Annotated in this window: 17 protein-coding genes; 5 read left to right on the plus strand and 12 right to left on the minus strand. The window is 61.6% G+C overall.

The window, feature by feature from the left end; translation table 11 throughout:
* Nucleotides 1–6: 6 nt before the first annotated feature.
* The 11 genes from AACY31_RS01045 to glnE all read right to left on the minus strand — a co-directional run bounded on the left by AACY31_RS01045 (nt 7) and on the right by glnE (nt 14,494).
* The gene (locus tag AACY31_RS01045; RefSeq protein WP_339478298.1) at nt 7–903 is read right to left on the minus strand and encodes an antimicrobial resistance protein Mig-14; all 897 of its coding nucleotides are present in this window, start codon (nt 901–903) and stop codon (nt 7–9) included.
* On the minus strand, nt 903–2,033 hold the full coding sequence (locus AACY31_RS01050; RefSeq protein ID WP_339478297.1) for a glycosyltransferase: 1,131 nt from the start codon (nt 2,031–2,033) through the stop codon (nt 903–905). Before AACY31_RS01050 ends, AACY31_RS01045 begins: the two co-directional genes overlap by 1 nt.
* Nucleotides 2,017–3,774: a carbamoyltransferase family protein gene (locus AACY31_RS01055; protein WP_003197115.1), complete on the minus strand. Its 1,758-nt coding sequence runs from the start codon at nt 3,772–3,774 to the stop codon at nt 2,017–2,019. The genes AACY31_RS01050 and AACY31_RS01055 overlap by 17 nt, the downstream gene beginning before the upstream one ends.
* 566 nt (nt 3,775–4,340) lie before the next feature.
* Nucleotides 4,341–5,801 carry a lipopolysaccharide kinase InaA family protein gene (locus AACY31_RS01060; protein ID WP_339478296.1) on the minus strand — a complete coding sequence of 487 codons (1,461 nt, stop codon included), beginning with the start codon at nt 5,799–5,801 and terminating at the stop codon, nt 4,341–4,343.
* Nucleotides 5,801–6,553, minus strand: coding sequence for a lipopolysaccharide kinase InaA family protein (locus AACY31_RS01065; protein WP_339503691.1), 753 nt, complete (start codon nt 6,551–6,553; stop codon nt 5,801–5,803). Before AACY31_RS01065 ends, AACY31_RS01060 begins: the two co-directional genes overlap by 1 nt.
* Nucleotides 6,550–7,284 carry a lipopolysaccharide kinase InaA family protein gene (locus tag AACY31_RS01070; RefSeq protein ID WP_339478292.1) on the minus strand — a complete coding sequence of 245 codons (735 nt, stop codon included), beginning with the start codon at nt 7,282–7,284 and terminating at the stop codon, nt 6,550–6,552. Before AACY31_RS01070 ends, AACY31_RS01065 begins: the two co-directional genes overlap by 4 nt.
* The gene (gene rfaP, locus AACY31_RS01075; RefSeq protein WP_339478290.1) at nt 7,284–8,090 is read right to left on the minus strand and encodes a lipopolysaccharide core heptose(I) kinase RfaP; all 807 of its coding nucleotides are present in this window, start codon (nt 8,088–8,090) and stop codon (nt 7,284–7,286) included. Before rfaP ends, AACY31_RS01070 begins: the two co-directional genes overlap by 1 nt.
* Nucleotides 8,087–9,211, minus strand: coding sequence for a glycosyltransferase family 4 protein (locus AACY31_RS01080; RefSeq protein WP_339478287.1), 1,125 nt, complete (start codon nt 9,209–9,211; stop codon nt 8,087–8,089). The genes rfaP and AACY31_RS01080 overlap by 4 nt, the downstream gene beginning before the upstream one ends.
* The gene (gene waaC, locus AACY31_RS01085) at nt 9,211–10,269 is read right to left on the minus strand and encodes a lipopolysaccharide heptosyltransferase I (protein ID WP_339478285.1); all 1,059 of its coding nucleotides are present in this window, start codon (nt 10,267–10,269) and stop codon (nt 9,211–9,213) included. The genes AACY31_RS01080 and waaC overlap by 1 nt, the downstream gene beginning before the upstream one ends.
* A 1-nt stretch (nt 10,270) precedes the next feature.
* Nucleotides 10,271–11,305, minus strand: coding sequence for a lipopolysaccharide heptosyltransferase II (waaF, locus tag AACY31_RS01090; protein WP_339478284.1), 1,035 nt, complete (start codon nt 11,303–11,305; stop codon nt 10,271–10,273).
* A gap of 249 nt (nt 11,306–11,554) precedes the next feature.
* On the minus strand, nt 11,555–14,494 hold the full coding sequence (glnE, locus tag AACY31_RS01095) for a bifunctional [glutamate--ammonia ligase]-adenylyl-L-tyrosine phosphorylase/[glutamate--ammonia-ligase] adenylyltransferase (RefSeq protein WP_339478283.1): 2,940 nt from the start codon (nt 14,492–14,494) through the stop codon (nt 11,555–11,557).
* Between the two features lie 382 nt (nt 14,495–14,876).
* Between glnE and aceE the strand changes: the two genes are divergently transcribed.
* The 5 genes from aceE to msrA all read left to right on the plus strand — a co-directional run bounded on the left by aceE (nt 14,877) and on the right by msrA (nt 24,624).
* Nucleotides 14,877–17,522: a pyruvate dehydrogenase (acetyl-transferring), homodimeric type gene (gene aceE, locus AACY31_RS01100; RefSeq protein WP_339503693.1), complete on the plus strand. Its 2,646-nt coding sequence runs from the start codon at nt 14,877–14,879 to the stop codon at nt 17,520–17,522.
* A gap of 11 nt (nt 17,523–17,533) precedes the next feature.
* The gene (gene aceF / locus AACY31_RS01105; protein ID WP_339503695.1) at nt 17,534–19,171 is read left to right on the plus strand and encodes a dihydrolipoyllysine-residue acetyltransferase; all 1,638 of its coding nucleotides are present in this window, start codon (nt 17,534–17,536) and stop codon (nt 19,169–19,171) included.
* Between the two features lie 419 nt (nt 19,172–19,590).
* Nucleotides 19,591–20,982 (plus strand): alkaline phosphatase D family protein, encoded by a 1,392-nt coding sequence (locus tag AACY31_RS01110; RefSeq protein ID WP_339478275.1) that lies wholly within the window; start codon nt 19,591–19,593, stop codon nt 20,980–20,982.
* Nucleotides 20,983–21,164: 182 nt separating this feature from the next.
* Nucleotides 21,165–23,858 (plus strand): putative bifunctional diguanylate cyclase/phosphodiesterase, encoded by a 2,694-nt coding sequence (locus AACY31_RS01115; RefSeq protein ID WP_339478272.1) that lies wholly within the window; start codon nt 21,165–21,167, stop codon nt 23,856–23,858.
* A gap of 118 nt (nt 23,859–23,976) precedes the next feature.
* Entirely contained in the window at nt 23,977–24,624 is a 648-nt protein-coding gene (msrA, locus tag AACY31_RS01120) for a peptide-methionine (S)-S-oxide reductase MsrA (RefSeq protein ID WP_339478271.1), read from the plus strand.
* Between the two features lie 226 nt (nt 24,625–24,850).
* On the opposite strand, the gene AACY31_RS01125 is transcribed toward msrA, so the two are convergent.
* Nucleotides 24,851–25,690 carry a 23S rRNA (adenine(2030)-N(6))-methyltransferase RlmJ gene (locus tag AACY31_RS01125; protein WP_339478269.1) on the minus strand — a complete coding sequence of 280 codons (840 nt, stop codon included), beginning with the start codon at nt 25,688–25,690 and terminating at the stop codon, nt 24,851–24,853.
* Nucleotides 25,691–25,707 lie beyond the last annotated feature (17 nt).

The raw sequence follows: 25,707 nt of genomic DNA on the forward strand, positions 1-25,707 counted from the left end.
GTGGGTTCATACGGTAAACACCGGCACGGGGTTGCACCAACGGTCCTTGTACTCCCGGTCCGCCCGGCCGAACGAAAAACGCAACGGCTTGCCAGCGGCACGGGCATGTTCCCAGGCGCTTTGAGTGTTGAGAAAGCTCAACACACTGCCGGGGCTGAATTCGCGAGTCTGCGGGTCGACGCCACCGTTGATGTACTCGACGCTGATCCACTCGGGCGCTTCGACGCGATACACCAATTGGATGGCAATCGGCGCATCGTTGAGGAAGATCACCGAACCGATCAGCCATTCACGCAGCAACTCGATCACCTCGCCCATGCGCTCGGCACCGGTAGCCGCAAAGCCCCAGCGACGCAGGAACAGGTCGCAGTAGATTGAGGCCAGCTCGACGCTGGAAAACTCGCCGACCGGCCGTACCACCCCGCCCGCCTCTTCCAGCAAGCGCAGTTCACGACGCTGGTTGTAGCGGAACTTCTTGGACAGTTCTTCCGGCGTGCGGGCCATGGCCAGTTGTTCCTGCTGCAACTTCAAGCCACTGAAGCGCCCCTCGTTGAGGGCCGACAGGTAACGCCCACGATGACGCAACGGCGCTTGTGCATCCGACGCTGCCGGCAGGATCAGTTCGGCATTGCCCAGGTCGAACAACCCCTTCTTGCCGCTGCGCTTGAGCACGTCTTTGGACAACGCCAGGTCACGGCCCCAGGTGGGTATGGCCGCCTTGAGCTCGCCACCTTGCTCGAATGCCAGGTAACGCACGGGAATCCCTGCCAGGGCCGCCAGACGCTCGACCACCAGGGGATGGGTCGCCACACTGCCGCCAAAACGCTGCCAGGCCTGGGCATAAATCGACGCGTCAACGGCGGTCCAGCCGCGCTCACGCCAGCCTTGGAATCGATTGAACATCAGGCCCTCTGCGCCAGTTCGGTGACTTGGGGCAAACGCCAGAATGCCTCGCGTACGGCACGATCCGAGAAGCTTTCGCGCAAGCGGTCGAGCATCAGCTCGGCGCATTGGCGACGCTGCAGATCGTCCATGGCCGCCAGGTGTTGCAAGCCCTGGGCCATGTGCTCGGCGTCACCCTGCGGAAACAGGATGCCGACGCCTTCGACCACCTCCCTGGCACCACCGCAAGCAGTGGCCAGCAACGGAACGCCGGCAGCCATGGCTTCGAGCAGCACCATGCCGAACGGCTCATGGTCGGAGCTCAGGGCAAAGACATCGAACGCGCGGAAATAACGGCGCGCCTCGGGCACCTGGCCGAGCAACAGCACGCGGTCGGCGATGCCCAATTCCAGTGCCAATGCCCGGAGGTCCTGCTCCAGACGGCCCTTGCCGAGAATCGCCAACTGGCTGTTGGCTGGCAGATACGCCAGCGCCGCAGCAAAACCGCGCAACAAGGTGGCCTGGTCCTTGTCCGGATGCAGGCGGCCGACATTGCCGACAATCCAGGCATGCGCGTCCAGCCCCAGGGTGTGCCGCGCCTCCTCCCGAGAAACCAGGCTGGCCTGCGTGGCATCGAGGTCGATGCGGTTGTAGAGGGTCTGGATCCGGGCAGCCGGCCATTTCGGCAAGCAGCGGCGCATGTCGTCACGCACCGCATCGGAAACCCCGAGCAGGCTCAGGCGTTTACGAAACACCTGAGCGAACAGCCGGCGGGTACGCCGTTGGTAGTCATCGAAGGCATGATGCACGCCGATCACCGGCAAGCGGGTGCCGATCAGGGCGATGTAGATCGGCTTGAAGCGATGAGCAATGCAGAAACTGAAATTGCGTGAGGCGGCAATCTTGCGCAGGTCGCCGATGGCGCCCAGCTTCAGGCCACGAATGGCACTGGAGCTGTACTCCATGAACAGCACCTCGTCCGAGGCGCAAGCGGCAGCGACTTGCGCATCCGCCACCCCGGTGAGGAACACCGTGGTCACGCGATAGCCAGTGCCCGCGAACAGACTCGCATACTGACGGGCGCAGTCCAGGAACGGCCCGTCATAACCGTGGCAGAACTGCAGCACATGTCGCTCAGCCGAGCGTGTCATAAGCGTCCACGCCGTCTTTGACCACCAGGATGTCTTCCATGATCAGGTACTGCAGGTCGGAACCGAAGAACATGTTCAGCGCATCGGTCGGCGAGCAGATCATCGGTTCACCACGACGGTTGAGCGAGGTGTTCAGCGACACGCCGTTGCCGGTCAGGACTTCCAGGGCCTTCATCATGTCGTAGTAGCGCGGGTTGTATTCGCGCTTGAGCACCTGGGCCCGGGAGGTGCCGTCTTCATGGACGACTTCCGGCACGCGGGTTTTCCATTCCTCGGCCACTTCGAAGGTGAAGGTCATGAACGGCGCAGGGTGGTCGACCTTGATCATCTGCGGCGCAACGGTGTCGAGCATCGACGGGCAGAAAGGCCTCCAGCGCTCGCGGAACTTGATTTGTTCGTTGATCCGATCGGCCACGCCGCTGGCGCTTGGGCACCCGATGATCGAACGGCCGCCCAAGGCACGCGGGCCAAACTCCATGCGCCCCTGGAACCAGGCCACGGGGTTGCCATCGACCATGATCTTGGCAATGCGCTCGGGGGTGTTGTCGATCTTGCGCCACGCAGGCTTGCTCGGATGACGGGCGCACGCAGCGATCACGTCTTCGTTGCTGTAGGCCGGGCCGAGGTAGACGTGTTCCATCTTCTCGACCGGCACGCCACGGGCGTGGGACACATAAGCCGCCGCACCCACCGCCGTACCGGCGTCGCCGGAAGCCGGTTGCACGAACAGCTCCTTGACGTCGTCACGGGCGATGATTTTCTGGTTCAGCTTGACGTTCAACGCGCAGCCGCCGGCGAAGGCCAGCTTGCCGGTTTCCTTGAGCACGTCGCCCAGGTAGTGGTCGATCATTTGCAGCGCGAGCTTCTCGAACAGCGCTTGCATGCTCGCCGCGTAGTGAATGTACGGCTCGTCGGCGATGTCGCCTTCACGTTTCGGGCCGAGCCATTCGATCAACTTCGGCGAGAAGTAGAAACCCTTGCCCTTCTCTTTATAGCGACGCAGGCCGATCACGTTGGCGTAGTCGGTGTTGATCACCAGTTCGCCATTTTCAAAAGAGGCCAGGCGCGAGAAGTCGTACTTGGTGGCATCGCCGTAAGGCGCCATGCCCATGACCTTGAACTCACCGTCGAGCATTTCAAAACCGAGGAACTCGGTGATCGCGCCGTACAGGCCGCCCAGGGAGTCCGGGTCGAAGAATTCCTTGATCTTGTGGATCTTGCCGTTTTCGCCGTAGCCAAAGAAGGTCGTGGCGTATTCGCCCTTGCCGTCGATACCCAGGATTGCGGTTTTCTCCTGAAAGCCCGAGCAGTGGTAGGCGCTGGAGGCGTGGGCCAGGTGATGCTCAACCGGTTCGATCTTGATTTTTTTCGGATCGAAGCCCAGTTGCTCCAGGCACCAGACGATCTTGCGGCGATAGCGCTTGTAGCGACGGTTGCCCATCAGGATCGCGTCGAGGGCGCGGTCAGGGGCGTACCAGTAACGCTTGGCGTAGTGCCAGCGCGCTTCGCCAAACAGGCTGATCGGGGCGAACGGGATCGCCACCACATCGACGTCGGAAGGCTTGATACCGGCCTGTTCCAGGCAGAACTTCGCCGATTCGTAGGGCATGCGGTTCTTTGCATGTTTATCGCGTACGAAACGCTCTTCCTCGGCCGCCGCGATCAGCTTGCCGTCAATGTACAGCGCAGCGGAAGGATCATGGCTAAGGGCGCCGGACAGGCCAAGAATCGTCAATGCCACAGGGTCTAGCCTCTTATGTCTGCATACGGGCGCCAAGCGCCGCAAAAAATGGATGTGCCGCGCACCAAGGGTGTGGGGCAGCTAAAGGGCGGGATTATAGCGTAAAAGCGGCAGCAAGCCTCTAGCTGCAAGCGGCAAGCTCGTGGCGAGTTACCCATTGCATGTCCATTGGCAGCTAATGGTTACCAACATAGGCTTCGCCCAAATGGACTGGGGGATCCCGGTCGGCGTCTACGCCTCGGTGAGTTTCATCGGGGCTTTTCGCTTTCTGGAGCGCAACTCCCCCCAAAGCTTCCTCCCCGTAGCGCGGTCAGCATCCCTGTAGCGGTGGTGCATTTCACACCTGAATCCGCCCCTTTCTCGGCCTGAAGGTGTACGCGGTCCGTGGCGAGGGAGCTTGCTCCCGCTCGGCTCTGTAGGAGCTGGCGAAGGCTCGGGCCGCGTTCGGACGATCTTTTGATCTTTCGCTTGGGACTCAATTGTCTGGGGAAAGATCGCAGCCTCGTTGCACTCGACAGTTCCTACACAGCTCCTCCGGGCGCAAGCTCCCTCGCCACGGTGACCGTTTACAAGACAGATGGCGTGCTATCGACATCCTTGGGCAACCGCCCATCGATCACCCGATACAGCGCACTGTCCTGCGACCAATTGCGCATGAACCGCGCGCGATCCCGGGCGTAGGCCGGGGCAAAGCTGGCCAGAGTGCGGTGTTGGCACATGGAGTCGAGATCGATCAGCGCCCAGCGGTCGTGCTGCCAGAACAGGTTGTGGCCCTTGAAGTCGCCATGGCTGATGCGTTCGCGGATCAGGTCGGCGAACAACCGATCCAGTGCCAGCAACTCGGCCTCGGGCGCGTCACCGTTTTGCACGTAAGGGCCGAAACGCTCGATGATGTCCGGCCCCGCCAGGTGTTCGGTGACCAGGTAAGCACCACGGCGCAGCCACAGGAAACGCTTTTCCAACAACGCCAGCGGCTTGGGCGTGGCGATGCCGAGGAAGGTCAGTCGATGACCTTCGCGCCAGGAGTGCCAGGCGCGGCTCGGGCGCCAGAAGCGCTTGAGCCAATGGGCGAAGTTTTTGATGTTGTAGCGTTTGATCACCAAGGTGCGACCGTTCGCCTCGACTTTACCGACACTAGCGGCGCCACCGGTCTTGTACAGATGGCCCTGGTCGAGCAACGCATCAGCCTGTTCCAGCACCGGCGTCATGGCCGCTTCTTCATCACGACGGATCGCCCGCAGGCCAAACGCCCCGCGTTGCACGCTGAACAGGCTGCACTCGCGCCCGACTTTTTCGAGGAAATCCTTCAGGCGCCAGGCATACACTTTGTCGGTCTGTTTTTGCAGCGCTTCCATGGGCAGTGCGTGTTCGGCGTTGCCCAGCAGGTAATACACCAACAGTTCTTCATTGAACGGCTGGAGGGCTTTGGGGAGCTGGGCGAAAAACACCCCCAGGTTCTCCAATACTTTTTGCCGCGACAGCGGCTGCCCTGGGGTTTCAGCGCGGATACCGGCACCGTCGATCAAATAGAGCTTGCCGTCATGACGCAGCAGATTGTCCAGGTGCAGGTCTTCCTGCCACAGGCCTTTGCTGTGCAATTGCGCGATAGCGCCTAGGGCTTCGGCCAGCACCGCCACCTGCTCGTCGGCCAGCAATGGCAACTGCTCGACCTGTTTCCAGGCATCCCCCAGGCTCTCGGCGTCTTCAAGCAATTCGAACAACAACCAGCCACCTTCACCCTCTTTCAGGCCATCGGCCAGCAACAACGGCGTGGTCAGCCCCTGCTCTGCCAGCAGGCGCACGCCTTGCAGCTCTCGCTGGAAATGCCGGGCGGCCTTGTTGCCCACCAATAATTTGGCCAACACCGGCCGGCCACGCCAGACGCCAGCACCGACATAACGCTGGCCCGGCAACACCCGCAACAACGAAAGCAGTTGCAACTTCGCCGGGCCGGCGGCATCGACCAGTTCCAGGCTCAGGGGCAGGCTGGGGCTGCGGCCGGCATGTTTGAGTTCGGACAAATGCATCAACGGGCTTCCTTGTGGCTGCGCCGAGCGTTCAGACGGGTCACCCAGTTGTCGACCAGCCCACTGTCGAGCGGCTGGTCCAGATAACTGGACAGCAACTGACGCACATCGGCATCACTCCAGACAGAGGCGCGACGCAGCAAAGGCTCCAGGTCCTTGACCCGATCACGCAGCCCGAACAAGAGCGGCCGGGTCTTTTCCAGGTCGATCAATTGCGCCTGATAGCCGTCAGCGGTGGCTTGCAGGAAGATGTGTTTTGGATAGAAGCAACCGTGCACCTGATGCATGCCATGCAGGCGCCGCACCAGCAAACCGCAGGCCTTGAGGATGGTGGTGCGCTGCACCGCCGCCAGGCTCGACCAGCGCTGCACCAGCGAATCCAGGTCATCCCAGCCATCCAGGGCACGGGTCAGCAGGATCGCCCGCACCTCTCCGCTCACCTTGCGCTGACCATAGAACGCCGCTTGCAGAGCGGGAATGCCCAGCTGGCGATAACGGCTGATGTTGCGAAACTCCCGGGAGAAACTTGGCTCGCCAAACGGATGGGACAAGGTCCGTGTCAGGTAATTGCTCTGGCGCTTGAGGTAATAACCCTGCCCCTCCAGGTCCAGCCGGAACACACTGCTCCAGCCGTCACCCGAGGTATTGGGTTCGTCTACCGCGTCCAATTGCCGCGCCCACAAGGCCTCGAAGCTGTCCAGGCCATGACGTTGCAACAACGCCCGGTCTTCAGCGGCCAGAAAATCAGTCATTCACGCCCCTCGAAAAATCTCACCACATGACGGATGCGTTTCTTGTCACACGCATCGAGCCGGTCGCACTGGCGGTATTGCAGGTAGAACCGCAGGCGCTGCGTGGCCGACAAATGGTATTTGGCCACTTTATCCAGGCACGCCAGATCCTTGGTAATACGGTACTTGAGCCAGAAGCCACGCCAGAAGGCCCCATTTGGACAGTCGATCAGAAACAGCCGCGAGCGGTCATCGATCAACAGGTTGCGCCACTTCAGGTCGTTATGGGTGAAACGGTGGTCGTGCATGGTCCGCGTGTAGCCAGCCAACTGCTGGCTCACGCCATCGACCCAGGCACGGTCGGCCAGCCTCGGGTCGCGACGCTCGGCCAAGGCCGAGAGGTCTTCGGTGTGCGGCAGTTCGCGGGTGATCATCGCGCCGCGGGCATAGGTCGCGCCATTTCGCTCCAAGCCCCAGCCCACGACTTCGGCGGTGGGGATGCCCCATTTGGCGAAGCGCTTGAGGTTCTGCCATTCGGACTTGACCCGCGGTTTGCCCAGGTAGCGTCGCAAGCCTTTGCCGGCCCCGACGTAGCGTTTGACGTAGTAATTCACGCCGTTTCGCTGCACCCGGATCACCTCTGACAACGGATCACGGGTCAAACGCTCCCCTTGCAGCGCGAAGACCGCCTCGAGGCTGCCAAAATCTTGCACCAAATCGGCGTAGGCCGGCTCCAGATTCCAACCCGACATCAGAGCGCGTCCCCGTATCGCTGCTTACGGGCATACAACTTGTTGGCCTTGCCTTCGAGCCAGGCCAGCAGCGAAGCCTCTTCGGCAAGGATCCGCCGTAGCGGTTGCTGGAAATAACCCTTGAGGAAACGCAGCTTGTCGCGCCGGGTCAGGCCGATGTCCAGCGCCGAGAAATACAGCGCCGCCAGGTCCTTGTTGCGCCAGCGAATAGTAATGGCCGGACGGGTCTGGGCACGGTGCAGGTCGATCACCGAAAGTTTGAAATCGGCAGGTGTTACCGGCTTGTCGGTATGCAGCAAGAAGTGGCAAATGTAGCAGTCACGATGGTTGACCCCGGCGCGGTGCATCATGCCGGTCATGCGCGCCACTTCGGCGATCAGGGCACGTTTGAGTGCCGGTTGCGGCGGTTGCTTGACCCAGTCGATGCTGAAGTCTTCGAGGCTGACGGTCGGCGCCAGCTCTTCGGTGACGATGAACGAGTGCTGGTCTGCCGGGTTACTACCCTTCTCGCCGTATGCGACAGCCGTCATGGTCGGCACGCCGACTTCCTGCAAACGCTGGATCGCTTTCCATTCCTGCCCTGCGCCGAGTACCGGCAGCTTGGCGGTGAACAGGTTCTTGAAGATCTCGCCCCAACCGATGCCACGGTGGATCTTCACGAAAAAACCACGACCGTCCACCTCCGTGCGCAAGGTGCGCCGGGCTTCCAGTTCGCGATAGACCTCGCCCTTGAGCGCCTCGACTTCGGCGAACGCATCGCGCCCGGCCCAAAGGCTCTTGAACGGTTCGGCCAGCATCAACTTCATTGTGCGTGCTCCGCCAATATCACATCGGCCGCGTGCTGCGGCATGCTGTAGAGGTCGGCCGTCTCGGCGAAGGCCAGACCGTTGCGACTCCAGGCCGCCCGGGCATCGGCATCGTTCAACATGCGCCCCAGGTACGCGGTGAGCTGTGCTTGCTCGAACGGCTCGGCCAGCACCAGGCCACTGTCGGCTTCGGCGATGTAGTGGGCGTACCCACACACCGCGCTGACCAGCACCGGCAACCCGGCCACCAGTGCTTCGAGCAATACCGTGCCGGTGTTCTCGTTATACGCCGGATGGATCAACAGGTCGGCGCCCAGCAGGAAACGCGGGATGTCGCTGCGCCCCTTGAGAAACCGCACATTATCACCGAGCCCCAGTGCGGCGCTCTGCAGTTGGAATACCTTGGGGTCATCCTGGCCGATTACAAACAACCGGGTGCGTTTTCGCAATTCGGTTGGCAGCGCGGCCAGGGCCTTGAGGCTGCGATCCACGCCCTTGGTCTTGAACCCGGAGCCGATCTGCACCAGCAGCAGATCGTCATCGGCCAGCTCGAATTCGGCCCGGAACGCCGCACGGATCTCGTCGGCGTCGGCGGGCCGCCGCCGGTCCTGGGCGATGCCCGGCGGCAGCAAGTGAAAGCGCTCAAGCGGCGTACCGTAGTGCTTAATGAACAGTGGCTGCTGGACTTCAGAGATCATCAGCACATCGGTCTTGGCGTCCTTGGCGAACACAGCCCGCTCATACTCGGCGAAATGCCGGTAGCGGCCCCAGCGCCGGTACAACGAGTTGCGCAGGTTCTGCGCCTTGTCTTCGAAGCAGCCATCGGCGGCGTAGTACACGTCCAGGCCGGGCATTTTGTTGAAGCCGATCAAACGGTCCACCGGGCGCTTGGCCAGGTCGGCCTCCATCCACGCACTGAGCTTCTCGTTGCGGCGATGATTGAACAGCGCCTTGACCGGCGCCACCAGTACTTCGAAGCCGGGCGGCACATCACCTTCCCAGATCAGCGTGTAGACACGGATCTGGTGACCGCGTCGCTGGCATTCCAGGGCGATGCGCATGAAGTCACGCTGCAGGCCACCGAAGGGGAAGTACTTATAAAGGACAAAAGCCAATTGCATCAGCGCGGCTCCTCAGCCAATAACGTGCTCAGGTGGCTGGCAACACGCTCGGGGTTCAGACGCGTGAAGCACAAGGGCTGCTCGCGTTTCAGGTCAAACCGCCGGGCATCTTCGGCGGTCGGTGAGTAAGTGCATTGTTTCTGCATGCACGGCGCGCAAGGGAAATCACTGGCGAGGTGAATCTGGCCCTTGCCGTAGGCGCCGGTCAGCACCGGATTGGTCGGGCCGAGCAGCGAAATGGTCGGTACGTCCAAGGCCGCGGCCAAATGGCCGAGGCCGGTGTCCACAGCCACGCAGGCCTGGGCACCGGCAAGCACCTTGCCCATCCCACCAAGGTTCAGCTTCGGCAGCACCAAGGCGTTGCGCAACCCGTTGGCGATGCGTTCGGCCCGGGCCTTCTCGGCGGGGTTGCCCCACGGCAGTTTCACCACCACGCCGAACTGCCCCATGCGCTCGGTGAGCTGGCGCCAGTAAAGTTCAGGCCAATGCTTGGACTCCCACGTCGTGCCGTGCAGGAACACCACGTAGGGGTAAGGGCGTGGCAATTCCACCAATCGGTCGATGTCGAGGCCATAGCTGCCCTGGGTCTGCGGCAAGTCATAACCCAGCGCCAGGGCGAATAACTGACGCACGCGCTCGACCGCATGCTGACCGCGAGCCACCGCCAGGCGCCGGGAATAAAAGCGCGCGGCCAGGGGCTCACGCGCCGAATTTTTATCCAGGCCGGCCACCGGCGCCTTGATGTAGCGGGTCAGCCAAGCGCTTTTCAGCAGACCTTGGGCGTCAATCACCAGGTCGTACTTCTCGGCGCGCACGCTCTGCTTGAAGCGTCGCCACTCGCCACTCCTGATGGTTTGCCAGAGGTTCTTGCGCCAGCGACGAATCGCCACCGCAATGACCTTGCCCACGGCCGGGTGCCAGGTGGGGATTTCGGCAAAGCCTTCTTCCACCACCCAATCGAACTTGATGCCAGGAATCGCCCGCGCCGCGTCGGTCAGCGCCGGCAGCGTGTGGACCACATCCCCCAGCGAAGAAGTCTTGATCAGCAATACCCGCAAGTTACCGGACCTCCACGGGAGTGCCCTGTAAACGCTCCAGGGCCTCGTTCACCGACGACGGCATGAGCTGACGCAGGCAATTGTAATGACCGAAGCGACAGGTGCGGTCGAAGCACGGACTGCACTCGATGCCCAGGCGCACGACTTCGACCTTGTCGGCCAGCGGTGGCGTGAAGCCCGGCGAGGTGGAACCGTAGACCGCCACCAATGGTCGGTTCAGCGCCGCGGCCACGTGCATCAGGCCGGAGTCGTTGGAGACCACCGAATCGGCGCAGGACAGCAGGTCGATGGCCTCGGCCAGGGAGGTGTCGCCGCTGAGGTTTACCGACTCTTCCCGAAGGCCCGGGATCAATCGCGAGCGGATGTCTTCGCCCACCGGGTGATCTTTTTTCGAGCCAAACAGCCAGACCTGCCAACCTTCGCGAATCTTCGCCTCGGCAACCTGGGCGTAATGCTCCGCCGGCCAGCGCTTGGACTCACCGAACTCGGCCCCCGGACACAGCGCCAGCACCGGACGATCCAGGCTCAGGCCGAACTTGGCCAGCGCCGCTTCACGGCTCACCGGGTCGATCGCAAGGCTCGGTCGTGGATAGGGCTTGGGCAACTCGGCTCCAGGCTCGTAGGCCAGGGCCATGAAGCGCTCGATCATCAGCGGATAACGTTCTTTGTCCAACGTGCGCACATCGTTGAGCAGGCCGTAGCGAAACTCGCCACGCCAGCCGGTGCGTTTGGGGATGCCGGCGAAGAACGGCACCAGTGCCGATTTCAACGAATTGGGCAACAGGATCGCCTGGTCGTACTGACCAGCCAGGGATTTGCCAATGCGTCGACGGGTCGCCAACTCCAGCACGCCGTGGCCGAGCGGGAAGCTCAAGGCTTTGCGTACCTCGGGCATGCGCTCAAGAATCGGCCGGCTCCACTCGGGGGCCAGGACGTCGATTTCGCACTGCGGATGACGCTGCTTCAGGCACTGGAACAGTGTCTGCGCCATCACCATGTCACCGACCCAGCTGGGCCCAACGATCAGAATATTCATGTGCTTTCCAAAAACGATACGGGGAGGCCTACGCCTCCCCGCCTCGAGAATCACTGTGGCTTAGGTCGTTGCCTGTTGCCCTAATCTACAACACACCACCCACAAGGGGTCTGCCTATGTCTTCAGCCCGGTGCAACACCGCAAATCCACTGCGGGAGCGAGCTTGCTCGCGATGAGGTCGGCACATTCAACATCAATGTCGCCTGACACTCCGTCATCGCGAGCAAGCTCGCTCGCACATTTAAATCTTCAGCTCAGGCCCAGCTCCCGCCAGATCCGCAGCACCTGCTGGCGTTCCTCCACGAACTGGTCGCCAGCAATCACCCCGGCATCTTTCTGCAAGGCCTGGCGGTGAGCGGCGGAGCGGTAGGCTTTGTAGGCTTCGCGCAACAGCGTGGCATCTTCGGCCGGCATCAGCCCGACCTCCTGCAACCCGTCCAAAATGCGGATGTTATCGGTGTAGCGCACCAGCGACGGGTGCTCCTCGGACCACGCCAAGGCCGCGTATTGCACCATAAATTCAATATCGACGATACCTCCGGCATCCTGCTTGAGGTCGAAGGGCGCCGAGGCCTCGAAGGCATTCGGCGCGGTCCCGGCGGCGGTGGCCTTGCTGCCAAGGTTATCGCGCATCTTGGCGCGCATGTCGCTGACCTCCTGGCGCAGCGTCGGCAAGTCACGCTTGCGTCCCAACACCTGGACGCGGACCTTCTCGAACGCCTGGCCCACATCCTGGCTGCCCACCAGCACCCGCGCCCGTACCAAGGCCTGATGCTCCCAGGTCCAGGCTTCATTCTCCTGGTAACGAGAGAACGCCCCAAGGGAACTGACCAGCAACCCCGACGCCCCGGACGGCCGCAGGCGCATATCCACTTCATACAACTGTCCAGAGTTGGTCTGGGCGGTCAGCAGGTGAATGATCCGCTGGCCGAGCCGAGTGAAGAACTGTGCACCGTCGATGGGTTTGGGGCCGTCGGTTTCCGCGTGCGGATCGCCATCGTGGATGAACACCAGGTCCAGATCGGAACCATGCCCCAATTCCAGGCCGCCGACTTTCCCATAACCGACAATAATGAAGCCCGGATCGCACAGGCTGCCGTCGGTGCGCAATGGCACGCCGTGCTTGGCGGTCGTCTGGCGCCAGGCCAGGGCCAGCACTTGTTCGAGCATCGCCTCGGCCAGCCAGGTCAGGTAATCGCTGACTTTCATCAGCGGCAGGCTGCCGGCGATTTCCGAGGCGGCCACCCGCAAGCGGTGCGCCAGTTTGAAATGCCGCAGCGCCTCCATTTGTTGCTCAAGGTCATCCTCGGGGATGCGCGTCAAGCGCTCACGCAACTCCGCCGCCAACTCCGGCGCCAAGGGCGGCTTGAACAGCCGGCCCTCGTTGAGCAATTCATCGAGCAGCAGGGGGAAACGGGCGATTTGCTCGGCAATCCACGGGCTCGCCGCGCACAACGTCAGCAAGCGACGCAGGGCGCCGGGGTTTTCCGTCAACAACACCAGGTAGGCCGAACGGCGGGCCACGGCCTCCACCAAGGGCAGCACCCGTTCCAACACCAGGTCTGGATCGGCATGTTCGACGGCCTGGGCCAGCAGGCGCGGAATGAAGGCATCCAGACGCTCGCGCCCCAGGCGCTGCATGGCGCGCAGCTGCGGGCTGCCGCGCAGGGCGGCCAAGGCCTTGAGGGCTTTGGGTGCATCGACGAAACCGCCCTCCTCCAACTGACGACACGCCGCCTCTTCATCCTGGCTGTCTTCCCACAACGGCAACCATTCGCCGCCCACCACCACTTCGCTTACGCCGCCCGCCTCTTCGTCCGGATCGGCGATGACCTGACCGAAATGCCAGGCCACACGCCCGCGCCAGTACATTAATTGCTCGTGAAAGGCCGGCCAGTCGGCAAAACCCAGCATGAACGCAATGCGCGCCTGGTCCTGCGGGTTGTCCGGCAACATCTGGGTCTGGCGGTCGGCAATGGCCTGGATCGCATGTTCGGTATAACGCAGGAATTCATAACCCTGGCGCAGCTCGTCGATCACCTTGGCCGGCAGATAGCCCTGACCTTCGAGGGTCCCCAGCACCTTGAGCAGTGGACGCTGCTGCAGGCTCAGGTCGCGACCGCCATGAATCAGTTGGAATGCCTGGGCAATGAACTCCACCTCACGAATGCCGCCCGAGCCCAGCTTGATGTTGTCGGCCATGCCCTTGCGCCGCACCTCCTGCTGGATCAGTTGTTTCATGGTGCGCAGCGCTTCGATGGCGGAAAAATCCAGGTAACGGCGATAGACGAACGGGCGCAGCATGTCGAGCAATTGCGCACCCGCTGCCTGGTCACCCGCCACCACGCGCGCCTTGATCATGGCGTAGCGTTCCCAGTCGCGGCCCTGGTCCTGATAGTACTGCTCCAAGGCATTGAAGCTCAGCACCAGCGCCCCGGCCGAGCCGTAGGGGCGCAGGCGCATGTCGACGCGAAACACAAACCCGTCGACGGTCATCGGGTCCAGGGCCTTGATCAGGCGCTGGCCGACACGGATGAAAAACTCCTGGTTATCGAGCGGTCGCTTGACGCCAACGGTTTCACCGCCCTCGGGGTAGGCGAAGATCAGGTCGATGTCCGACGACAGGTTCAGCTCCACGGCCCCCAGCTTGCCCATGCCCAGGATGACCATCTGCTGCGGCTCGCCACTGCGCCGCCCGGTGGGCGTGCCGAATTGCTGGCTGAGGCGCTGGTACAACCATTGATAGGCCTGGTCGATGCAGGTGTCGGCCATGTCCGAGAGGTCGCGACAGGTCTGGACCAGGTCGGCCTCGCGGTTCAGGTCGCGCCAAATGATCCGTACCTGCTGGCGGGTGCGCTGGCGGCGCAGGACGCGGCCCAGCTCTTCTTCGGTCTCGGCGGCCTGCACAGCGGCACCGATCTGCGCGCGCATTTCACCCGGCGCCAGGCTGCGGTCCAGTTCGCCACTGCGCACCAGCTCCAGCAGCATCACCGGGTCACGGACACTCTGCTCGATGACAAAGTCGCTGGCGGCGGCGATACGGTTGAATGCCTCCCAGCGCTGCGGGGTCCAGGCCGACAGCCCGTGATCGTCGTCGAACAAGGCGACCACCGCACGGAACGACTGCTCGGCACGGCTGACCAATGGCTGGAGAATGACCGGTACTTCGGCAAGCGAGGGCAGGCTCATGGTCTATCCTTGATCGGCGCGGGGGAGGCTGGATGTAGTGTTTTGTCAAATGACACTACCCGATCGACTGTCGAACAAAGATGATAAATAGCTGAAATTCTGATTTTATTGGCAGCCGGCATCAAGTTTTTACCTGTTCGAGTTGGCCAAAGACCAACAGTAACGATTATTCTCACAACGAAACGAGGGGCCATAAGCCGCTCACGTGTAGTTTTACTACTCGTCTATACATTCGAAAGGCTGAAACGGCCGACGATTTGTAGTAAAACTACACGCCGCCGAAACAACCTTCGGCAATCCAAGAATTTATATCGTCTGCCCACAAGGCCAGTCGCAAACTCAGGCAACCGATTCTGGTAGCCTTTCCGCCCTGGAGCAAGCCATGCAAGACCTCGATCCCGTCGAAACCCAGGAATGGCTGGACGCCCTGGAATCGGTTCTCGACAAAGAAGGCGAAGACCGTGCTCATTATCTGATGACCCGTATGGGCGAACTCGCAACCCGCAGCGGTTCGCAACTGCCCTACGCCATCACCACGCCGTACCGCAACACGATCCCCGTTACCCACGAAGCACGCATGCCTGGCGACCTGTTCATGGAACGCCGCATTCGCTCGCTGGTACGCTGGAACGCGTTGGCCATGGTCATGCGTACCAACCTGAAAGATTCTGACCTGGGCGGTCACATCTCCAGCTTCGCCTCCAGCGCGACGCTGTATGACATCGGCTTCAACTACTTTTTCCAGGCCCCGACCGACGAACACGGCGGCGACCTGATCTACTTCCAGGGCCACGCATCGCCAGGCGTCTACGCCCGTGCGTTCATGGAAGGCCGCATCTCCGAAGACCAGATGAACAACTTCCGCCAGGAAGTGGACGGCAACGGCCTGTCGTCGTACCCGCACCCTTGGCTGATGCCGAACTTCTGGCAGTTCCCGACCGTTTCCATGGGCCTGGGCCCGATCCAGGCGATCTACCAGGCGCGCTTCATGAAGTACCTGGAAGCCCGTGGTTTCATTCAGCCAGGCAAGCAGAAAGTCTGGTGCTTCATGGGTGACGGCGAGTGCGACGAGCCGGAATCCCTGGGCGCGATCTCCCTGGCCGGCCGCGAGAAGCTGGACAACCTGATCTTCGTCATCAACTGCAACCTGCAGCGCCTCGACGGCCCGGTTCGCGGCAACGGCAAGATCATCCAGGAACTCGAAGGCGTGTTCCGTGGCGCCCAATGGAACGTCAACAAAGTCATCTGGGGCCGTTTCTGGGACCCACTGCTGGCCAAGGATGTCGACGGTATCCTGCAACGTCGCATGGACGAAGTCATCGACGGCGAGTACCAGAACTACAAGGCCAAGGACGGCGCGTTCGTCCGTGAGCACTTCTTCAACACGCCTGAACTCAAGGCGATGGTTGCCGACTTGTCCGACGACGAGATCTGGAAACTCAACCGCGGCGGCCACGACCCGTACAAGGTCTACGCGGCGTACCACGAAGCGGTCAACCACAAAGAGCAGCCAACCGTCATCCTGGCCAAGACCATCAAGGGTTATGGCACCGGCGCCGGCGAAGCGAAGAACACCGCGCACAACACCAAGAAAGTCGATGTCGACAGCCTGAAGCTGTTCCGCGACCGCTTCGACATTCCGGTCAAAGACAGCGAGCTGGAAAACCTGCCGTTCTTCAAACCCGAAGAAGGCAGCGCCGAAGCCCGTTACCTGGCCGAGCGCCGTACCGCACTGGGCGGTTTCGTGCCACAGCGTCGCGCCAAGAGCTTCAGCGTTCCGACCCCGCCACTGGAGACCCTCAAGGCGATCCTGGACGGCTCGGGCGACCGTGAAATCTCCACCACCATGGCTTTCGTGCGGATCCTTGCGCAACTGGTCAAGGACAAGGAAATCGGCCAGCGCATCGTCCCGATCATCCCGGACGAAGCCCGCACCTTCGGTATGGAAGGCATGTTCCGCCAGTTGGGCATCTACTCGTCCGTCGGCCAGCTCTACGAGCCAGTCGATAAAGATCAGGTGATGTTCTACCGCGAAGACAAGAAGGGCCAGATCCTCGAAGAAGGCATCAACGAAGCGGGCGCCATGAGCTCCTTCATTGCCGCCGGTACTTCGTACTCCAGCCACAACCAGCCGATGCTGCCGTTCTACATCTTCTACTCGATGTTCGGCTTCCAGCGTATCGGCGACCTGGCCTGGGCGGCCGGCGACAGCCGTACCCGCGGCTTCCTGATCGGCGGTACCGCAGGCCGGACCACCCTCAACGGTGAAGGCCTGCAGCACGAAGACGGCCACAGCCACATGCTGGCCGGGACCATTCCGAACTGCCGCACCTATGATCCGACCTACGGCTACGAGCTGGCGGTGATCATCCAGGACGGCATGAAGAAGATGACCGAAGAGCAGCAGGACGTCTTCTACTACATCACCGTAATGAACGAGTCCTACCAGCAGCCAGCCATGCCGGCCGGTGTCGAAGCAGGCATCGTCAAGGGCATGTACCTGCTCGAAGAAGACACCCGCGAAGCGGCGCACCACGTCCAACTGATGGGCTCGGGCACCATTCTGCGCGAAGTGCGTGAGGCAGCGAAGATCCTGCGTGAAGAGTTCAACGTCGGCGCCGACGTCTGGAGCGTCACCAGCTTCAACGAACTGCGTCGCGACGGCCTGGCCGTAGAACGCAGCAACCGCCTGCACCCTGGCCAGAAGCCGAAGCTGAGCTACGTCGAAGAATGCCTGAACGGCCGCAAAGGTCCGGTCATCGCATCTACCGACTACATGAAGCTGTTCGCCGAGCAGATCCGCCAGTGGGTTCCTTCCAAGGAATTCAAAGTGCTGGGCACCGACGGTTTCGGCCGTAGCGACAGCCGCAAAAAGCTGCGTCACTTCTTCGAAGTCGACCGTAAGTTCGTTGTGTTGGCAGCCCTGGAAGCCCTGGCTGACCGTGGCGATATCGAACCCAAGGTGGTGGCCGAGGCCATCGTCAAGTTCGGCATCGATCCAGAAAAACGCAACCCACTGGACTGCTGAGGAGAATTTTCGTGAGCGAACTCATTCGCGTACCTGACATCGGCAGCGGTGAAGGTGAAGTAATTGAACTGTTTGTGAAGGTCGGCGACCGTATCGAAGCCGACCAGAGCATCCTGACGCTTGAATCGGACAAGGCCAGCATGGAAGTGCCTGCGCCGAAGGCCGGGGTCATCAAGAGCCTGAAAGTGAAGCTGGGCGACCGCCTGAAAGAAGGCGACGAACTGCTGGAGCTGGAAGTCGAGGGTGCCACTGCGGCGCCTGAAGCGGCCGCCCCGGCTGCTGCCCCGGCCACGGCTGAAAAGCCTGCCGCCGCACCGGCTGCCGAAGCGGCTCCCACGCCAGCTGCTGCGCCTGCCGCTGCCACGGTCCAGGACATTCATGTCCCGGACATCGGCTCGTCGGGCAAGGCCAAGATCATCGAAGTGCTGGTCAAGGTGGGCGACACCGTCGAAGCCGACCAGTCGCTGATCACCCTGGAATCCGACAAGGCCAGCATGGAAATCCCATCGCCGGCCGCCGGAGTGGTGGAAAGCATCGAGATCAAGCTCGAAGACGAAGTCGGCACCGGTGACCTGATCCTGAAGCTCAAGGTCGCTGGCGCTGCGGCACCTGCCGCACCCGCCCAGGCCGCTGCGCCTGCTGCCAAGACCGAAGCGAGCCCGGCCCCAGCCGCCGCGCCTGCCGCCAAGGCCGAGGCGGCCCCAGCCCCTGTCGCCGCGCCTGCGCCAAGCGGTGCCAAGGTGCACGCCGGCCCTGCGGTGCGTCAGCTGGCCCGTGAGTTCGGTGTCGAGCTGTCCGCCGTCGGCCCAAGCGGTCCTCACGGTCGTGTGCTGAAAGAAGACGTGCAAGTCTACGTCAAGGCCATGATGCAGAAGGCCAAGAACGCACCGGCCGAAGGCGCCACTGGCGGCGCGGGCATTCCGCCGATCCCGGCGGTGGACTTCAGCCGCTTCGGCGAAACCGAAGAAGTGGCCATGACTCGCCTGATGCAGATCGGCGCGTCGAGCCTGCATCGCAGCTGGCTGAACATTCCGCACGTGACTCAGTTCGACCAGGCTGATATCACTGAGCTGGAAGCCTTCCGCGTCGCGCAGAAAGCCGTGGCGGAAAAAGCCGGCGTGAAGCTGACCGTGCTGCCCCTGCTGCTCAAGGCCTGTGCGCACCTGCTCAAGGAACTGCCGGACTTCAACAGCTCCCTGGCACCAAGCGGCAAGGCTGTTATCCGCAAGAAATACGTGCACATCGGCTTTGCCGTCGACACCCCGGAAGGCCTGCTGGTACCGGTCATCCGCAACGTCGACCAGAAGAGCCTGCTGCAACTGGCTGCCGAAGCCGCTGCCCTGGCCGAAAAAGCCCGGAACAAGAAGCTCACCGCTGACGACATGCAAGGCGCCTGCTTCACCATCTCCAGTCTCGGCCACATTGGCGGCACCGGCTTCACGCCGATCGTCAACGCGCCGGAAGTGGCGATCCTGGGTGTTTCCAAGGCCACCATCCAGCCTGTCTGGGACGGTAAAGCCTTCCAGCCGAAGCTGATGCTGCCACTGTCGCTGTCCTACGATCACCGTGTGATCAACGGCGCCGCCGCTGCACGCTTCACCAAGCGTCTAAGCGACCTGCTGGGCGACATCCGCACCATCCTGCTGTAACTCCGGGCGGCCCTCCTTGCGGAGGGCCATTCGAAGCACTGTTTTCCGAGCGCCACGCTCGTACCTCAACCCCGCTCGTTTGGCGGGGCTTTTTTTGCCTGAAATTCAGGCCAGGTGCATGGACGTTGGCTGTGCAGGCCCCATCGCGTGCAGGCTCGCACACAATGGATTTTTGGCGCTGCATAGCACTTGAAACTGATATCTCCCCCTGGGGCGAGCCTGCTCGCGATGGCGGTCTGTCAGGCAACCCGGCATTTTCCTACCCCGCAAGTTTTAAATGACTACGCCCCCAGTTAGTCATTACCCACAACTTGCGCCCCCTTCCCTATCGATATTTATGACGCGCCGGGCTTTAGCATCAAACCACCAGGCAACTGGATGCTTGCACTCCACCATTAACACTTCGAATGGACTCGAATATGTTCAAACCTACCGCTGGCCCCATTGTTGGCCACACGACAACGGATCACGCCCGGATATTCCTGCGGGGCGATCGCGGCAACAGCCGGGTATTCGCCGGTATTCGCCACCGACGCCAAGGCGATACACGTTGGTCGAAAGGGCATTTTGTCCAATTGAAGGCCTACCGCGATATGTCCGATGTCATCGTGTTGAATGGCCTTCAACCCGATACCGCCTACGAATACCAGGCCGGCTGGTTCAGCCCCCTGAGCCCGACCCATACCCTGGAAAGCGTCCAGGAGCTGCCGCTGCAATGGCCCAGCGACACCTACTGCTTACGCACGCCGGCCAGCAAAACCGATGCGCCACGCGCTTATATCGTGGGCTCTTGTCGCTACTTGCGAATCGCCGCCGGCACCCCGCTGCTACCGGGGCTTGGGGACCGCACCTTTGCCGGCATCAACCGCATCGTGGCGCAGGCCGACCCACCGATCAGCGCGGTATTGATGACCGGCGATCAGGTTTATCTGGATGACCTGAATGTCATCGGACCGGACCGGACCTATCAGAACATTCTTTTCAGATACCGCTCGGTATTTACTCAGCCGCATATCCGCAAACTGATGTCTGGCATCCCTACCTACATGATCCTTGACGACCATGAGATCGAAGACAACTGGCCCGCCAGGCACACCGGTAACGACGATGTTCTATACGCCAATGCCATGGCCGCGTATGAGCTTTATCAGGCCAGCCATGGCCCCGCCCATGAACTGTCGAGCGACGGAACATTAAACAAGTCGTTAACCCGCTACTGGTACACCTTCACCCACGGCGATACCCAATGGTTCGTCACCGACAGCCGGACGCAACGCAACCTGTCGGCGCACGATCGGCGCATCCTCGACGAGAAACAGGAGCAGTCCCTGCTCCAATGGCTCATCAACAGCCCCGCCCGGGTCAAACTCGTCGTGACCAGCGTCATGTTCTTCCCTGACAGCAGGCACGATGACGGCGATGCCTGGCAGGCCTTCCCGGAACAACGCCTGCGCCTGCTGGAAACCATACGCCGCCATCGGATCAAAAACGTGGTTTTCGTCTCGGGCGATGTCCACGGCTCCATGACCAGTCGCCTGCGTCACAGCGAAGATTCTGATTTCGAGGTCAACACCGTCGTTTCCTCGCCGTTCTACAACAGTAAATTGCTGCCTTTTGCAAAAGCTTCGGATTTTATTTTCCACAGGCCCATGGCCCGCACCAACAGCGGTGAATACCGCTATGAACTGACCAGCAAAGTGGTGAGCCAGGACAACTTCGCCCGCCTGCATATCACGGCGCAGAGCCTTCAAGTCACCTTCCACGACCGGGATGGCAACCCCTTGCAGACCGTCGACATCCCCCTGCAATGATCTTCCATGCCTTCTGATCGGTCGGCGACTGGAGAAATCCTCTCGTCGGCCGATAAAGGGTTTATAGCACTTGGCCTTCATCTCTCTTGTCAGCCAGTGCTGCAATGATGCAACCTTGCGCCAATCCGTAATAACGAGGGCGTCAGCCCGGCGCGATCAGCATTTTCGAAGCGAGTTTCCCCATGAAAAGCCAACCCGATGCCGCCAGCCGTATGGCGGCCGAGGTAGTGACGCAGTTACCGGTGCCCTCGCGGCTCGGAATGCTGCGTTTCGAACGGCTGAACGAAGCAAGCTGGGCACTGTTGTTCCTCGATCCCAACTGCGAGCGACACTTCGGCCTGCCGGCGGTAGAGCTGTGTTCGCTGGTCAGTGCGCCCTACGCCAGCTTGATGGAACCCGAAGCGCGCTATCAGTTGCACGACGCCATCCAGCAACAATTGGCCCAGGCCTCGCATTACCAGATTCGCTACACACTCCACACCGCCAAGGGCCCGATGAACGTGTTGGAGACGGGCGAAGCCTATAAGCAACACAATCGTCATCTGCTACGCGGTTACCTGCTGGCGGTGGACAATTTGCTGCAAGGCGAACCCTCCGTGCCGGCACTGGACCTGGAAACCCAGAATTCACGCCTGCAGATCGCCCTGGAACTGAACCAGCGCGCCCAGCAAGAACAGCTCCAGCACCTGGACCGGGTACGCGCCCAGCAGGACCTGATCCTGCTGCTGACCCGTCAACGCTACAGCGCCAACAACTCCCTGCTCGAAGCGGCTGAGCTCATCACCCGCAGCGCCTGCGACATTTACCAGATCGATTGCGCCAGTCTCTGGAATCTGGACGATGGCAAACTGGTACCGATTTCCGCCTACAACCGCGCGTCGCAGGAATATTTCCTGCCAGCGGTGATCGACGCCAACGACTTTCCCGACTACATGGAGGCGTTGCAAACCTGCCGCGCCATCGACGCCCACAATGCGATACGCGACCCGCGCACCCGGGAAATGGCCGAGAACCTGCGCGCTCGTGACGTCAATGCCATTCTCGACGCCAGCGTGCGTATCGACGGCCAAGTGGTGGGCGTGCTGTGCCTTGAGCAAGTGGGCGTTACCCGCGCCTGGCAGTCGGATGAAATCGCCTTCGCCGGCGAGCTGGCGGACCAGTTCGCCCAGGTCATCAACAACCACAACCGACGCACCGCCACCAGTGCCCTGCACTTGTTCCAGCGCGCCGTGGAGCAGAGCGCCAATGCGTTTTTGCTGGTCAATTGCGACGGCGTGGTCGAGTACGTCAACCCGAGCTTCACCGAGATCACCCAGTACACCACCGAGGAAGTCCACGGCCAACGCCTCTCGGAACTGCCGGCCCTGGAGAACCTCAGCGAACTGCTGTTCGACGCACCCTCGGCACTGGCCCAGAGCAATAGCTGGCAAGGTGAATTCAAGAGTCGACGCAAGAACCTGGAGCCCTACTGGGGCCAGTTGTCGATCTCCAAGGTCTACGGCGATAACCGCGAGCTGACCCACTACATCGGCATTTACGAAGACATCACCCAGACCAAACTGGCCCAACAGCGCATCGAGCGCCTGGCCTACACCGATAACCTGACCAACCTGGGCAACCGGCCGGCGTTCATTCGCAACCTCGATGAGCGCTTCGCCCGCGACAGTGATTCGCCCATCAGCCTGCTGCTGGTGGACATCGACAACTTCAAGCGCATTAATGACAGCCTCGGCCACCAGACCGGTGACAAACTGCTGATCAGCCTGGCCCGGCGCCTGCGCAACAGCTTGAGCCCCAGTGGCAGCCTGGCGCGATTTGCCAGTAACGAATTCGCGGTCCTGCTGGATGACACGGACCTGGAGGCGGGGCAGCAGATTGCCAGCCAGTTGCTGATGACCCTCGACAAACCCATGTTCGTCGATAACCAACTGATCAGCGTGACCGGTTCCGTGGGCCTGGCCTGTGCGCCGCTGCACGGCCGCGATCCACAGACCCTGATGCGCAACGCCGGCCTCGCCCTGCACAAGGCCAAGGCCAACGGCAAGCACCAGGTCCAGGTGTTCACCGAGGCGCTGAATGCCGAGGCCAGCTACAAGCTGTTCGTGGAAAACAACCTGCGTCGCGCCCTGACCCAGAACGAACTGGACGTGTTCTACCAGCCCAAGTTGTGTCTGCGCAGCGGCCGTCTGCTGGGCATGGAAGCGCTGCTGCGCTGGAACCATCCGGAAAAGGGCATGATCCGCCCGGACCAGTTCATCAGCGTGGCCGAAGAAACCGGCCTGATCATCCCCATCGGCAAATGGATCGCCCGTCAGGCTTGTCGCATGAGCAAACAACTGACTGCGGCCGGCCTGGGCAACCTGCAAGTGGCAATCAACCTGTCACCCAAGCAGTTTTCCGACCCGGATCTGGTCGCCTCCATCGCCAGCATTCTCAAGGAGGAACAACTGCCGGCCCGGCTGCTGGAACTGGAGCTGACCGAAGGCCTGTTGCTGGAAGCCACCGAAGACACCCACTTGCAGCTCGACCAGCTCAAGCGCCTGGGGCTGACCCTGGCCATGGACGACTTCGGTACCGGTTATTCCTCCTTGAGTTACCTGAAGAAATTCCCGATCGACATCATCAAGATCGATCGCAGCTTCATCCACGAAATCCCGGACAACCAGGACGACATGGAAATCACCTCAGCGGTGATCGCCATGGCCCACAACCTGAAACTCAAGGTCGTGGCCGAAGGCATCGAAACCGCCCAGCAACTGGCGTTTCTGCGGCGCCACCGCTGTGATGTCGGCCAGGGCTACCTGTTCGACCGGCCGATCCCCGGCGCCGAGCTGATTGAAAAGCTCACGCGTTACCCCCGCGGGCCGCTCGTCTGACGGCCGCAGCCCCCCATACGTCTATCCCTTCGCCAACGCTGCGTCTTTCTTAACTAATCGGCATTGGGCACACTGACGGTCTATTTCGCTCAACTCAATCTGACTGAGAGGACTGATAATGGTCTTGCGCTCGGAAATCCTGGTGAACAAAAACGTGCTCCCTACTCAAGAACAAGCCCTGCCTGGCCGCGAAACTCCGATGGCCGTGCCGGAAAAACACTTCGTCCACGACGCGCCGCTGCTGGGTCCGTTTGCCATGGACGTGGATTTCGCGATCTTCGGCCTCGGCTGCTTCTGGGGCGCAGAGCGCAAGTTCTGGCAGCGCGAAGGCGTGGTCAGTACAGCGGTGGGTTACGCCGGCGGGTTTACGCCGAACCCGACGTATGAAGAGGTCTGCTCCGGCCTTACCGGCCACAGTGAAGTGGTATTGGTCGTCTACGAACCAGCAAAGATCAGCTATGAGCAGCTTCTGAAGATGTTCTGGGAACTGCACAACCCGACCCAGGGTATGCGCCAGGGCAATGACATCGGCACTCAATACCGCTCGGTCATCTATGCCACCAACCGGGCACAACTGGCAGCGGCCGAGTACAGCGAGCAAGTGTTCCAGGCAGAGTTGACCAAGGCTGGCAAAGGCACCATCACCACTGCAATCGAAGAGGCACCGACGTTCTACTTTGCCGAGGCCTACCACCAGCAGTACCTGGCGAAGAACCCTGAAGGCTATTGTGGGATTGGCGGTACAGGCGTGACCTGCCCGATCTGACTTATAAGCCCCAGACCCAGTGCGGGCGCTGAGCTTTTGGGAGCAAGGCCTGCCCGCGATGCAAACACCTCGGTGCAACTGATAGACCAAGGTGATGCCTTCGCGAGCAAGCTCGGCTCCCACAGGGATTTGAGTCAATTGCAGTTCTGTGAACACCCCACAACCCATGTGGGGGCTTGCTCGCGAAGGTGTCCTTCCAGACGACCTGAATGCATCGGCTCAACGATCAGCTCTCAGCGATCAACCAATCCATCTGCCACCCACCCTGGGTCTGCCCTAGCTTTTTCGACAGCCATGGCAGCAGTTCACGCAACTCCTCCTCCAGTCCCCACGGCGGATTGGCAATCGCCAGGCCGGAGCCATTGAGGCTGTTGGGCGTTGCCAGTGGGTGCACCAGCAGTTCCACCCGCAACAGCTTCGGCGCGCCCGTGCCGGCTAGGTCCTGGTAGAAGCGGCGCAACATTCGCTGGTCCTTCACCGGGTACCAGATCGCTGCCACTGTCTGGCGCATCCGGCCAATGGCCTCCTTGAGGGAGGCGGCGCAGCGCTGCATCTCGTCAAGCTGCTCGAAGGGTGGATCGATCAGCATCAAGGCACGCTTCTCTGCCACCGGCAGCAGCGCCCGCGGCACATGCCAGCCCTCACCCAGGTGCACCGCCACGCGACGGTCGCCTTTCATGTTGTCCTTGAGCAACACGCCGTCTTCAGGGTGCTTCTCATTGAGCAGCACACGGTCCTGCGGGCGGGTCAGGCGCCGCGCCAGTTCCGGTGAGCCCGGGTAGTAGCGCAACTGCCCGTCCGGGTTCATCTCGTGCAGCACCTTCATGTAATCGGCGGTCAGCGGCGGTAGATCGCTCTCGCCCCACAACCGCGCAATGCCTTCCAGGTACTCACCGGTACGGTTGGCCTGGTCACCCTGCAGGTCGTACAGCCCGATGCCCGCGTGGGTATCGAGGTAGGCGAAGGGCTGCTCCTTGCGCGACATCAAGGCGATGAGGCGGGTCAAGGTCAGGTGTTTGAAGACATCGGCGTGATTGCCGGCGTGGAAGGCGTGGCGATAATTCATGGCGGCTCCTGCGAAGG

It is taken from the genome of Pseudomonas sp. RL_105y_Pfl2_101, from assembly GCF_963970585.1.
Taxonomy (GTDB): Bacteria; Pseudomonadota; Gammaproteobacteria; order Pseudomonadales; family Pseudomonadaceae; genus Aquipseudomonas.

Bases quoted from the DNA above. Each gene is read 5' to 3' on its own strand.
- rfaP (WP_339478290.1), bottom strand. From the start codon at position 8,090: ATGAAGTTGATGCTGGCCGAACCGTTCAAGAGCCTTTGGGCCGGGCGC.
- AACY31_RS01070 (WP_339478292.1), bottom strand. From the start codon at position 7,284: ATGTCGGGTTGGAATCTGGAGCCGGCCTACGCCGATTTGGTGCAAGAT.
- AACY31_RS01110 (WP_339478275.1), top strand. From the start codon at position 19,591: ATGTTCAAACCTACCGCTGGCCCCATTGTTGGCCACACGACAACGGAT.
- glnE (WP_339478283.1), bottom strand. From the start codon at position 14,494: ATGAGCCTGCCCTCGCTTGCCGAAGTACCGGTCATTCTCCAGCCATTG.
- AACY31_RS01065 (WP_339503691.1), bottom strand. From the start codon at position 6,553: ATGACTGATTTTCTGGCCGCTGAAGACCGGGCGTTGTTGCAACGTCAT.
- aceE (WP_339503693.1), top strand. From the start codon at position 14,877: ATGCAAGACCTCGATCCCGTCGAAACCCAGGAATGGCTGGACGCCCTG.
- msrA (WP_339478271.1), top strand. From the start codon at position 23,977: ATGGTCTTGCGCTCGGAAATCCTGGTGAACAAAAACGTGCTCCCTACT.
- AACY31_RS01045 (WP_339478298.1), bottom strand. From the start codon at position 903: ATGTTCAATCGATTCCAAGGCTGGCGTGAGCGCGGCTGGACCGCCGTT.
- AACY31_RS01125 (WP_339478269.1), bottom strand. From the start codon at position 25,690: ATGAATTATCGCCACGCCTTCCACGCCGGCAATCACGCCGATGTCTTC.
- AACY31_RS01115 (WP_339478272.1), top strand. From the start codon at position 21,165: ATGAAAAGCCAACCCGATGCCGCCAGCCGTATGGCGGCCGAGGTAGTG.
- AACY31_RS01060 (WP_339478296.1), bottom strand. From the start codon at position 5,801: ATGCATTTGTCCGAACTCAAACATGCCGGCCGCAGCCCCAGCCTGCCC.
- AACY31_RS01050 (WP_339478297.1), bottom strand. From the start codon at position 2,033: ATGACACGCTCGGCTGAGCGACATGTGCTGCAGTTCTGCCACGGTTAT.
- waaF (WP_339478284.1), bottom strand. From the start codon at position 11,305: ATGAATATTCTGATCGTTGGGCCCAGCTGGGTCGGTGACATGGTGATG.
- AACY31_RS01080 (WP_339478287.1), bottom strand. From the start codon at position 9,211: ATGCAATTGGCTTTTGTCCTTTATAAGTACTTCCCCTTCGGTGGCCTG.